The organism is Bauldia sp., from assembly GCF_965232525.1.
Classification (GTDB): domain Bacteria; phylum Pseudomonadota; class Alphaproteobacteria; order Rhizobiales; family Kaistiaceae; genus Bauldia.
This window is the reverse complement of the sequence record NZ_OZ246980.1, coordinates 1309162-1319940: the sequence shown is the minus strand read 5'-3', so window position 1 is coordinate 1319940 and position 10779 is coordinate 1309162. Positions and strand designations below refer to the sequence as shown.

The 10779-nt window shown below is 65.0% G+C and carries 11 protein-coding genes; 3 read left to right on the top strand and 8 right to left on the bottom strand.

Features of this window, described 5'->3' with window-relative positions; genetic code table 11:
* Window positions 1–20 precede the first annotated feature (20 nt).
* Complete coding sequence (locus ACO076_RS06310) at window positions 21–917, top strand: ribokinase (RefSeq protein WP_421725874.1); 897 nt, start codon at window positions 21–23, stop codon at window positions 915–917.
* A gap of 120 nt (window positions 918–1037) precedes the next feature.
* Window positions 1038–2606 (top strand): UxaA family hydrolase, encoded by a 1569-nt coding sequence (locus ACO076_RS06305; RefSeq protein WP_421725873.1) that lies wholly within the window; start codon window positions 1038–1040, stop codon window positions 2604–2606.
* 59 nt (window positions 2607–2665) lie between these two features.
* On the opposite strand, the gene ACO076_RS06300 is transcribed toward ACO076_RS06305, so the two are convergent.
* Together ACO076_RS06300 and ACO076_RS06295 are read right to left on the bottom strand one after the other, a co-directional pair.
* Complete coding sequence (locus tag ACO076_RS06300) at window positions 2666–2926, bottom strand: DUF1344 domain-containing protein (protein ID WP_421725872.1); 261 nt, start codon at window positions 2924–2926, stop codon at window positions 2666–2668.
* A gap of 230 nt (window positions 2927–3156) precedes the next feature.
* Window positions 3157–3591 carry a hypothetical protein gene (locus ACO076_RS06295; RefSeq protein ID WP_421725871.1) on the bottom strand — a complete coding sequence of 145 codons (435 nt, stop codon included), beginning with the start codon at window positions 3589–3591 and terminating at the stop codon, window positions 3157–3159.
* A 190-nt stretch (window positions 3592–3781) separates the two neighbouring features.
* On the opposite strand from ACO076_RS06295, the gene ACO076_RS06290 reads away from it, so the two are divergent.
* On the top strand, window positions 3782–4957 hold the full coding sequence (locus ACO076_RS06290) for a fumarylacetoacetate hydrolase family protein (protein ID WP_421725870.1): 1176 nt from the start codon (window positions 3782–3784) through the stop codon (window positions 4955–4957).
* Here the strand turns inward: ACO076_RS06290 and ACO076_RS06285 are convergent.
* From ACO076_RS06285 to ACO076_RS06260, 6 genes are all read right to left on the bottom strand, one after another.
* Window positions 4954–5502 (bottom strand): NAD-dependent epimerase/dehydratase family protein, encoded by a 549-nt coding sequence (locus ACO076_RS06285; RefSeq protein ID WP_421725869.1) that lies wholly within the window; start codon window positions 5500–5502, stop codon window positions 4954–4956. The two genes, ACO076_RS06290 and ACO076_RS06285, sit on opposite strands and share 4 nt — an antisense overlap.
* A gap of 28 nt (window positions 5503–5530) precedes the next feature.
* Window positions 5531–6682, bottom strand: a complete 1152-nt coding sequence (locus tag ACO076_RS06280) for a benzoate/H(+) symporter BenE family transporter (RefSeq protein ID WP_421725868.1) — start codon at window positions 6680–6682, stop codon at window positions 5531–5533.
* 122 nt (window positions 6683–6804) lie between these two features.
* Window positions 6805–7596 (bottom strand): SDR family NAD(P)-dependent oxidoreductase, encoded by a 792-nt coding sequence (locus ACO076_RS06275; RefSeq protein WP_421725867.1) that lies wholly within the window; start codon window positions 7594–7596, stop codon window positions 6805–6807.
* A 45-nt stretch (window positions 7597–7641) separates the two neighbouring features.
* The gene (locus ACO076_RS06270) at window positions 7642–8427 is read right to left on the bottom strand and encodes an ATP-binding cassette domain-containing protein (protein WP_421725866.1); all 786 of its coding nucleotides are present in this window, start codon (window positions 8425–8427) and stop codon (window positions 7642–7644) included.
* Window positions 8424–9500, bottom strand: coding sequence for an ABC transporter permease (locus ACO076_RS06265; RefSeq protein WP_421725865.1), 1077 nt, complete (start codon window positions 9498–9500; stop codon window positions 8424–8426). Before ACO076_RS06265 ends, ACO076_RS06270 begins: the two co-directional genes overlap by 4 nt.
* Window positions 9501–9604: 104 nt before the next feature.
* Window positions 9605–10639 carry a sugar ABC transporter substrate-binding protein gene (locus ACO076_RS06260; protein ID WP_421726684.1) on the bottom strand — a complete coding sequence of 345 codons (1035 nt, stop codon included), beginning with the start codon at window positions 10637–10639 and terminating at the stop codon, window positions 9605–9607.
* Between the last annotated feature and the right edge of the window lie 140 nt (window positions 10640–10779).

Below are 10779 nucleotides of genomic sequence, written 5' to 3'. Positions count from 1 at the left end.
CGAAAAGCAGGGACGGCGCGATGATAACGGTTTTCGGCTCGATCAATGTCGACCTCGTCTGCGACGTCGCTAAGATCCCCAATCCCGGTGAAACGGTGCTTGGCTCCGATTATTCCCTAATCCCGGGCGGAAAGGGCGCGAACCAGGCGCTCGCGGCGCGCCGCGCCGGGGCCGATGTCCGCCTGATCGGCACGATTGGTGATGACGATATCGCCGATGCCGCGTTGACCGAACTGACACCCGCGGGGGTTGATTTGTCCGCGGTCGCCCGGCGACAGGGAACGACCGGCGTCGCCATCATCACCGTCGATGCGCGTGGCGAAAACACGATCGTCGTCTCGTCGGGAGCCAACAAGGCTACTCACGCCGGACAGGTTGGTGCCGGCGCATTCGCAGCAACCGATACGCTTCTCCTGCAGATGGAGGTTCGCCACGAGGAGAACCTCCAAGTGGCGCGGCGCGCTGCCGAGGCCGGCGCACGGGTGGTTCTATCGATCGCGCCGTTTGCGCCACTGACGCCGAAGGAACTCGGGCCCGCCTCGGTGATCGTCGTCAACGAACACGAGGCCGCCGACCTTGCGCGCTATGTCGGTCTGTCCGCCCGCGGCGATCAGGCGGTCGTCAATGCTCTCGCCCGCCGCCTTGACCGCACCGTGATTGCAACGCTCGGACCGAACGGCGCGGTCGCCAGTGGCCCGGGCGGCCTCGTCCATGTGCCGGCGCTACCGGTGACACCGGTCGACACGACCGGTGCAGGCGACACGTTTGCCGGCGTCCTCGCTGCTTTTCTGGACGAAGGCGCCGACCTCAGGACAGCAATGGCCAATGCCGCCATCGCTGGCTCCCTGTCCTGCACCAAGAAAGGCGCGCAGCCGAGTTTCCCAACCCGCGTCGACATCGAGGCGGCGCGCGAATAGCGCCTGACCGTCATCGTACCACTTGGTGCGAGAGGGGCCTGTCACAACTGTATCTTGGCGTGCGGACTAAAATGTTAGATGGTGGGGCGGTCTTAAGAACAAATCCAAAGGGACGCGCCCATGTCTTCCGATACCATCGTCGCGCCGCCGACCGGGCTCTCCGACCGCGCGGCGGCGCCGCGCGTGCTGCGGCTCCACCCCGACGACAACGTCGTCGTCGCCATCGACCCAATCTTGCCGGGCGCGGTTGCCGAAGGCATCACAGCCACCGCGCGGGTGCCGAAGGGCCATAAGATGGCCACGGCGCCGGTGGCGGTTGGCGATCCGATCCGCAAGTTCGGCCAAATCATCGGCTTCGCCAGCGAGGCGATTACGCCCGGCGCCCACGTTCACAGTCACAACTGCTTCGTCCACGAATTCGAACGGGACTATCGCTTCGCCGAGGACGCGACCGCCGAACGGGTCCTCCCCGAAGCCGAACGCCGCACCTTCGAAGGCTACCGGCGCGCCAGCGGCCGGATCGGTACCCGTAACTATGTCGGCATCCTGACCAGCGTCAATTGCTCGGCATCGGTTGCCCGGTTCATCGCCGAGGCCGTCAATCGGTCCGGGATGCTCGACGACTACCCTACCATCGACGGGATCGTGCCCTTCGTCCACGGCACCGGATGCGGCATGGCCGGCAAGGGCAGTGTCGGCTACGACACACTGAAACGGACCGAATGGGGCTACGCGACCCACCCTAACATCGGCGGCGCGCTGATGGTCGGGCTTGGCTGTGAGGTGATGCAGATCCCAGGCTTCATGGATGACTACGGCCTCAAGGAAAGCGACACCTTCCACACCATGACGATCCAAGCGACAGGCGGGACGCGCAAGACGATCGAGCGCGGCGTCGCGGTGATCGAGGAGATGCTGCCGGCGATCGCCGCCGCCCAGCGCGAAACCGTGCCCGTCTCGGAACTCACCGTCGCCCTCCAGTGCGGCGGCTCCGACGGCTATTCCGGCATCACCGCCAACCCGGCGCTCGGTCGGGCCACCGACATCCTGGTCGAGCAGGGCGGCACCGGCGTTCTTGCCGAAACCCCTGAGATCTACGGAGCCGAGCACCTGCTCACCCGGCGCGCGGCCAACCGCGAAGTCGGCGAGAAGCTGGTCGAGCGGATTCGCTGGTGGGAGGACTATACCGCCCGCAATGACGGTCAGATGGACAACAACCCGTCGCCCGGCAACAAAGCCGGCGGCCTGACGACGATCCTGGAGAAATCGCTGGGAGCGACCGCCAAGGGCGGAACGACGACGCTTCGCGGCGTCTATCTCTATGGCGAACCGATCACCTCGCGCGGCTTCGTCTTCATGGATTCGCCCGGCTACGACCCGGCCTCCGTGACTGGTCAGGTCGCCTCGGGCTGCACCGTGGTCGTCTTCAGCACCGGACGCGGCTCGGCCTTCGGCTTCAAGCCTGCACCATCGATCAAGCTCGCCACCAACAGCGACACCTATCAACGCCAGGAAGAAGACATGGACATCAATTGCGGCGACGTTCTCGAGGGGGTGACCATCGAAGAGAAGGGCCGCGAAATCTTCGAGACGGTGATCGCCGTGGCATCGGGCAAGCGCACCAAATCCGAAGACTTCGGATACGGCGACAACGAATTCGTACCCTGGCAGATCGGCGCGGTGATGTGACCGAAGAGCGGCCGCGCCGGTGTGTCGGCGCGACCGCAAGTGGATGAGGTGCGTCGGCCTTAGCTGGCCGGTTCGACCGACATCGCGTTCAGCGATCCGTCGGCGCCCTGCTCGTATTCGATGATCACCTGCTGGCCGACCTGAAGAGCGGCCGCGTCGACGCTCGGTGGCAGGAAGAACGTGCTACCGTCGTCGATCGTGATCTGACCGGCCGAAACATCGACACTGGTGATCGCGCCGCTCGCCTCGGCGGCGAGCGCAGCGAGAGAAGACGCCGCCAGAAGGGCCGCGGCACTGATGGCAGTAAGGGTCTTCTTCATAGGAACATCCCCATTACGGTTGGTTTGAAAGGACACCGGGTTCATCTCCTCGTCACCCGGCGTGCCCCCTCACCCGTCCCTACCTCAACCGGAGAAGCTGGCCCGATCTTGATAGCCGATGGGCCAAAGTGTGAAAGTTTGTGTTCCTTATCGGACATGCTGCCAACGCGGTGCAGCAAGCTCGGCTAGAGGCCTGACACCGATGGTGTTCGCGCGGCGGACGACGCTTGTCAGTCCGCCAGGCTGCCTGACACGACGAAGGCGGACGCCCAGTTGCCGGCAAGATTGACCAGCGCCTCGAACACCCGGGCATCGCGGTTCTGATCGATGGAGCCGATGTAGAGCGGTTCGCGGAGGATGACGAGAAGCTCGGGAAACAACCCACAAGACTTCTCCGCCTTGAGTTCCTCATACGTCTCGGCCGCCGCCTGCGCGCTCACTTCGCGCGCTTGGACCAATTCCTCGGCAAACCCCTGCGAGACGCACAGAACCCAGTTGTTGACGATGATCTCGCGGTCGAGCGCATGGTCGGTCGGCACCGACAAGGCCGCTGCCGGCTGCTCGTCGAGCAAGCCACCATCGGCCCGCGGTGCAGCAGAAGCCACCGATACGGCGACCAGACCGGCAACGCCGGCGAGACAGCACATTGACCGGATGAACAGCATCCCAGCCCCACATGTCAGCGGCAGATTCGGCAATCCGAATCTGACTCATTCACTCGCCCCGACTCGGGAGGTTAGGGACTTGGTCGGCAGCGGGCAACGGCTGTGTCAGACTCGCGACGATCTGTTGCCCAGATGCCACGTGGACTTTGCTAACAACGGCGTCGGTAACGACAGAAAGGTCCGCCGGTCCATGACCCTCGATGCAAGCTTTGCCTTCGCCCTACCCGACGACCACGAATCCGCGACGCTGATCGGGCGGGTGTGGCGGCCGGACAAGGCCGGTCCGTCGGTGGTTGTCCTGCGCGGGACCGAACTCGTCGACGTCTCCGAAGGCGCGCCGACTGTCTCGATGCTTTGCGAAGTCGCCGAGCCGGCGGCGTTCGCCAAGGACGTGACCGGCGAACCGATCGGCCTCCTCGCCGATATCCTTGCCAACACGCCGCCGGGGGCCCGCGACGCCAACCGTCCGTGGCTCATCGCGCCCACCGACCTGCAGGCGATCAAGGCTGCCGGCGTCACCTTCGCCGTCTCGATGCTCGAGCGCGTCATCGAGGAGCAGGCGCGCGGCGCGCCCGAACGGGCTGCCGCGATCCGCGCCGAGATGCAGTCGGCGATCGGCGACGACCTGGCCCGGCTCAAGCCCGGATCGCCCGAGGCGATAGCGCTGAAGCAGCTCCTCATCGACAAGGGCATGTGGTCGCAATACCTGGAAGTCGGCATTGGCCCCGACGCCGAGGTCTTCACCAAGGCGCCGCCGATGGCCGCGGTCGGCCACCTCGCCGAGATCGGCGTGCGCTCCGATTCAAGCTGGAACAACCCGGAGCCGGAGGTGGCGCTAGTCGCCGCCCCTTCGGGGACGATCGTCGGCGCGACGCTCGGCAACGATGTCAACCTGCGCGATTTCGAGGGCCGTTCGGCGCTCCTATTGGGCAAGGCCAAGGACAACAATGCTAGCGCCGCGCTCGGGCCGTTCATCCGGCTGTTTGATTCCGCCTTTACCCTCGACGATGTCCGGTCGGCCGAGATCCGCCTGACCGTCGAGGGACCCGACGGCTACCGCCTCGACGGGTCGAGCGCGATGAGCAAGATCAGCCGCGACCCGGCCGATCTGATGGGCGCGACGCTCGGCGCCAATCACCAATACCCGGACGGGGTCGTGCTCTATCTTGGGACCATGTTCGCCCCGGTCGACGATCGCGACGAGCCGGGACAGGGTTTCACCCATAAGGTCGGCGACATCGTTACCGTCTCCTCGCCGCGCCTCGGCCGGTTGGCGAATACGGTGGTCTACAGCGCCGACGCCGAACCGTGGACCTTCGGCACTGGCGCCCTGATGCGCAACCTGTCGGAGCGCGGGCTGATCTAGCCGTCGAGGCCGAGAGCGGTGCGGAACTCCCGGACGACCTGCTCGTCGTCCCAATAATTGGCCATCAGCCAATCGGACGCGCCCTCAAGCTCATCCGGCCTCCGAGGCACCCAGCCGATCCGCAAGGCGACCGCGACCCGGCCAGGCTCCTGATTGTACATCTCGGCGAACGCTTCCATCGCCCGTTTCGACCAGCCATAGGCGTTGATCTTGGGCATGGCCGCCTTCGGTTCGGCCCAGTCGGAGGACGGCAGGACGAGCCGCGGCACGCCGAGCTGCGCGCAAGCTCTCACCAATCGCGCCGTGTTGACCACCGACTGCCAATGCACATCGTCCGCAGCGCCGGGATTGGGTTCAGTCGCAATGTGGATGACACTGCTGGCGTTTCTGAGAGCGTCGTGCACTGGCCCGCTATCGTAGTCGACCGTTGCCAAGTCGGCGACAATATCGGCGCCCGGCGCGGCATCAATGCCAACCACGTCGGGTAGCGCCGCCTTCAACCGACGGCCGACATTCCCTTCAGCCCCGAAAACCACGATTGCCATATTGTCCTCCCTCAATGATGTAGCGCGCTCAGCGCCGCCCCACCGGCATGCGCAACAGCGCCATCAGGATGCCACCGGCCACCAGGCCCCAGAAAGCGGCGTTGATACCGAGAAACGAGACCCCCGATGCGGTGGTGGCGAAGGTGATGATCGCTGGTAGCCGGTCCGCCTCGTCGACCATCGCCGCGGTCAGCGACCCGGCGAAGATGCCGAGGAGAGCGAGCCCGGCTACCGCCTGGATCAAAAGCGGCGGCGACTCGGCCACGAACGCTGCCGCGTAGGCGGCGCCGAAGCCGATCAGCGCATAGGTGACACCGGCGACCACCGCAGCCACCCACCGGCGGTTGGGATCGGGATGGGCTTCCGGCCCCGCCGACAGCGCCGCGGTGATCGCGGCGAGGCTAAGCGTCACCGCGCCAAAGAACGCGGTGACGATGCTGCCGACGCCGGTCACGGCGAAGATCCCGCTGACATTTGGCCGGTAGTCGTTGGCGCGGAGCACGGCAAGGCCCGGTATTCCCTGCGACGCCATGCTGACGATGAACAAGGGCACCGCGAGGCCGATCATTGCGTCGAAGGTAAACACCGGTGTGACCACGACAAGCGACGGCAGACCAATGGAGACGGCCGAGGGCAGTGGCGTCGCCCAGGCGACGATAATCGCGGTCACGGCGACCGCCACCGGCACCGCATAGCGGCGGGCGAAACGGAAGGTGACCGCCCAGGCGATGATGATGGGCAACGCAAGCGTCGGCAGTTCACCCACCGCGCGGATCGGCGCCAGGCAGATATCGAGCAGGATTCCGGCGAGCATCGCACTCGCCAGCGAGATCGGTATGGCGGCCACCGCCCTGCCGAACGGCCGCCACAGGCCGGCGACCAGCGTCAATACGCCGGCGCCGAGGAACGCGCCGACGGCGACGGCAAAGCCGCCGTCTTGGGCACCACTGTTAATCAGCAGCACCGCCCCGGGAGTCGACCACGCCACCATCACTGGCATCCGCCAACGCACGCTCAACGCCACCGTGATGACCCCGGTGGCGAGTGATAGCGCGAAAAGGCCGGAGGCGGCTTCCGCCTGCGACGCGCCGACGGCGCCGAGGCCGGCGAGCACGATGGCGAACGCCGTCGCGAAGGCGACGATCGCCGTCAGCACACCCGCCGAAACGAGCTGGATCATGCCGCCGGATCCTGTGGCGGTTGAAGGAACCTGAAGGGAGGCATCGCGCCCTCGAAAACCGGCGGCACCCTAGCTTATCGCCGCCGGACGGCAAGGCCCGAGGGACGCTCGACGGGCAACACTCAGACCGTCTTCAGCATCCCGCCATCGACGAAATAGGCGGAGCCGACGCTGTAGGTCGCCTTGTCGGAGCACAAGAAGACGAAGAAGTTCGCCAACTCCTCGGCCGTGCCGAAGCGCTTGATGGCGGCGTATTCCTCGGCGACGCCCTTGAGGTGCCCTTCCCAGTCTCCGCCGCTATCGGCGGTGAGTTCCTTGGCGGTCTTCACCCAGTCCGGCGTCTGGATCAGGCCGGGATTGATGCAGTTGACCCGGATATTGTCGTCGATCACCTCGGTCGCCAGCGTCTTGGAGAACATCATCAATGCCGCTTTGGTCGTGTTGTAGATCGGCTCGTACCACAGCGGCTGCACTGCACAGATGGAGGCGTTGTGGAGCACCACGCCGCCGCCGCGGGCCTTCATTGTCGGGACCAGGCCGCGGGCCAGGCGAACAGCGGCCATGACGTGCAGGTCCCAGTAATATCGCCACTTGTCGTCCGCTGCCTCCATGATCGTCTCGTTCGATCCGGTACCGGCGTTGTTGATCAGGATATCGGCGCCGCCGAAGCCCTCGCGCGCCGCCGCGATCAACGCGTCGCAACCGTCCGCCGTTGCCACATCACAAGCAACGGCGCTGGTCTTGACGCCGTAGGCGTCGGCGATGCGATCGGCTTCGATGCCGAGCCGCTCGCCCTGTCGCGCCGCCATCACCACGTGGGCGCCTTCCGCCGCCAGCCCCTCGGCGACCGCGAGCCCGATGCCGATACTGGCGCCGGTGATGACCGCGACCTTGTCGGTCAGTCCAAGGTCCATGACGTCCTCTCCTGTTGATTGCGACGCCGGATTGGCTTCCGCCGGTCAGGCCGCCTGTTGCTCGATCGGCGGCGGTTCCATCGCCCCGGTCATGATCGCCACCGCGTCGGCCATCGAGTAATCCTTGGGATTGATGACCGCGATCCGGCGTCCGAGGCGATGGATGTGAATGCGATCGGCGACCTCGAACACGTGGGGCATGTTGTGGCTGATCAGAATGATTGGCAGGCCGCGCTTCTTGACGTCGAGCATGAGTTCGAGCACCCGGCGGGACTCCTTGACGCCGAGCGCCGCGGTCGGTTCGTCCATGATGATGACGCGGCTGCCGAAGGCGGCGGCTCGCGCCACCGCCACGCCCTGACGCTGGCCGCCGGAAAGCGTTTCCACTGCCTGATTGATGTTCTGGATGGTCATCAGGCCAAGTTCGGAGAGCTTTTCGCGGGCGATCTTCTGCATGCCGCGGCGGTCGAGCAGACGGAAGAAAGCGCCGAACGGGCCGCCCTTCCGCACTTCCCGGCCAAGGAACATGTTGTCGGCGATCGACAACGCCGGCGACAGGGCGAGGTCCTGGTAGACCGTCTCGATTCCCGCCAGCCGCGCTTCCAAGGGAGAGCGGAACGCGACCTTCTCGCCGCGCAGCCAGATCTCGCCCTGGTCGGGGATCACGGCACCGCACAGCACCTTAATCATCGTCGATTTACCGGCACCGTTGTCGCCGATGACGCCGAGGATTTCGTTGGGCTGAAGGCTGAATTCGGCGTTGTCGAGGGCGACGACCCGACCGTAGCGTTTGACCAGTCCGGAAGCTTCGAGGATCGGCGCTTCGCTCATGACGAGATCCTCCGCACCCACTGGTCGATCGCCACCGCGACGATGATCAGAACGCCGACAGTCAGCATGCGCCACAACGGATCGACGCCGGTGAGCGACAGACCGCTGTCGAAGATGCCGACGATCAGAGCGCCGAACAACGTGCCGATGATCGAGCCGCGCCCGCCAAATAGCGACGTGCCGCCGATCACCACCGCGGTAATAGCGTCGAGGTTGGCGGTCTGGTTGCCCAGCGGCGACACCGCACCGACCCGGCCGATGAGGATCCAGCCGGCGACGCCGCAGAGAAAGCCGGCGAGCATGTAGACACCGATCAGCGTCTTGGTCACCTGGATGCCGGCGAGCCGCGCCGCGTCCGGATCGTCACCGATGGCGTAGATGTGGCGGCCGAACGCCGTCCGACTCAGCACATACCAAATGATGATCGCGATGATGATCATCAGCAGTGAGCCGTACATGATGAAGTAGCCGCCACCGAACTGGATGCGCTGCCCGAGAACCTTGAGGAACGGCGCGAACTGGTCGAGGTCCTGAGAGCGGATGGTCGCCGCCCGCGACACCAAAGTCACCAACGCCGCGAAAATGCTCCACGTGCCGAGGGTCACGATAAACGGCGGCAGCCGCAGAACAGTGACCAGTAGGCCGTTGAGCAAACCGCAAGTCAAACCGGTCGCTAGACCTAGCGGAAAAGCGAGAAACACCGGAACGCCTGCGTCGACCGCGAGCTTGCCCATCACGATCGACGACAGAACCATGATGGCGCCCACCGACAGATCGATGCCGGCGGTTATGATCACCAGGGTTTGCGCCGTCCCCAGCGTCGCGATCAACGTCACCTGAGCAAGAATGAGGCTGAGATTGAGCGGATTGAGGAAATTGCCGCCGGTTACCAGGGTAAAGGCAACCACCGCGAGGATCAGAATCAGGAACGGGATCGTCGTCGGGAACTGATGGAAGAAGTGCTGGATCTGACGCCCGAGGCTACGGTGTTCGTCGTCGAAGCTCGCCACGTCGGTCGCGGCGCCGGCAAGACCCCGTTCCGCTGAAGCCGAGCCGCTGGTGTCGTCACTCATGACCGTTGTCCCCCCAAGACGTCCCCTCGTAGAAGAGCCGCTTGCGAGCGAACCCGCAAGCGGCTCCCACTGACCGCCTATTACGCCGTTAGTCGGCTACGGGATCAACCCCAGCAGAGCGCAAGGCCCTCTTCGGTGTCGATCGACGGAACGCCATCGACCGGCCGGTCGGTGATCAGCGTCGCGCCGGTATCGAAGAAATCAAGCCCTTGGGTGACCATCGGTGGCTTGTCGCCGGTTTCGGCGAACTTGGCGATGGTCTCGAGCGCCATCGACGCCATCCGGTGCGGATACTGTTGCGAGGTGGCACCGATGATGCCCTCGCGGACATTGGTGACACCTGGGCAACCGCCGTCGATCGAAACGACCAGCACCGAGCCGTCGTCCTTGCCGACCGACTTCAGCGCTTCCCAAGCGCCGGCGGCTGCCGGCTCGTTAATGGTGTAAACGACATTGATGTCAGGGCAGCGCTGCAGCAGCGTTTCCATCGCTGTCCGCCCGCCTTCCTCGGCACCGCCGGTCATTTCATGGCCGCAGATGCGCGGATCGTCTTCATCGCCGTAGACGTTGGGGTCCTTCACGTCGATGCCGAAGCCCTGCATGAAGCCCTGATCGCGGAGAAAATCGACTGTCGGCTGGTTCACCGCGAGGTCGAGCATGGCGATTTTGGCGTTGGCGGCATCATCGCCCATGGTGCCGAGGGCCCAGGCGCCGATCAGCCGGCCGGCTTCGCGGTTGTCCGTGGCGAAGGTGTAGTCGGCGGCATCGATCGGATCGAGCGGCGTGTCGAGAACGATGACCAGAAGGCCGGAATCGCGGGCCTGCTGGATGGTCGGCACGATCGCGCTGGAGTCGCTCGGGACGATGGCGAAGCCTTTGGCCCCGGCGGCGATCAGGCTTTCGATGGCCGCGATCTGGCTCTCATTGTCGCCGTCGAAGTCACCGGCGAAGGTTCGCAGTTCGAGACCAAGTTCTCCGGCCTTTTCCTGCGCGCCTTCGCGCATCTTCACGAAGAACGGGTTGCCTTCGGTCTTTGTGATCAGGCCCACGATAACATCGTCAGCGAAGGCCGGGACACTTCCGCCAATACCAAACGCGATGGCGCCGGCAAGACAGGACTTCACTAATACGGATCGAATTTGCACATCTTCCTCCCTTAATTACTGCGCACGCAGCACCCGAGCAGGCTTATCGCGACTTCACAAAACCGCATGAAGCACGGCTTTCAGTGCTGAGCGCCCGCAAACGACATACCAATGCGCTGTCGAGAGTCAATACT

Bases quoted from the DNA above. Each gene is read 5' to 3' on its own strand.
- ACO076_RS06310 (WP_421725874.1), top strand. From the start codon at position 21: ATGATAACGGTTTTCGGCTCGATCAATGTCGACCTCGTCTGCGACGTC.
- ACO076_RS06305 (WP_421725873.1), top strand. From the start codon at position 1,038: ATGTCTTCCGATACCATCGTCGCGCCGCCGACCGGGCTCTCCGACCGC.
- ACO076_RS06300 (WP_421725872.1), bottom strand. From the start codon at position 2,926: ATGAAGAAGACCCTTACTGCCATCAGTGCCGCGGCCCTTCTGGCGGCG.
- ACO076_RS06295 (WP_421725871.1), bottom strand. From the start codon at position 3,591: ATGCTGTTCATCCGGTCAATGTGCTGTCTCGCCGGCGTTGCCGGTCTG.
- ACO076_RS06290 (WP_421725870.1), top strand. From the start codon at position 3,782: ATGACCCTCGATGCAAGCTTTGCCTTCGCCCTACCCGACGACCACGAA.
- ACO076_RS06285 (WP_421725869.1), bottom strand. From the start codon at position 5,502: ATGGCAATCGTGGTTTTCGGGGCTGAAGGGAATGTCGGCCGTCGGTTG.
- ACO076_RS06280 (WP_421725868.1), bottom strand. From the start codon at position 6,682: ATGATCCAGCTCGTTTCGGCGGGTGTGCTGACGGCGATCGTCGCCTTC.
- ACO076_RS06275 (WP_421725867.1), bottom strand. From the start codon at position 7,596: ATGGACCTTGGACTGACCGACAAGGTCGCGGTCATCACCGGCGCCAGT.
- ACO076_RS06270 (WP_421725866.1), bottom strand. From the start codon at position 8,427: ATGAGCGAAGCGCCGATCCTCGAAGCTTCCGGACTGGTCAAACGCTAC.
- ACO076_RS06265 (WP_421725865.1), bottom strand. From the start codon at position 9,500: ATGAGTGACGACACCAGCGGCTCGGCTTCAGCGGAACGGGGTCTTGCC.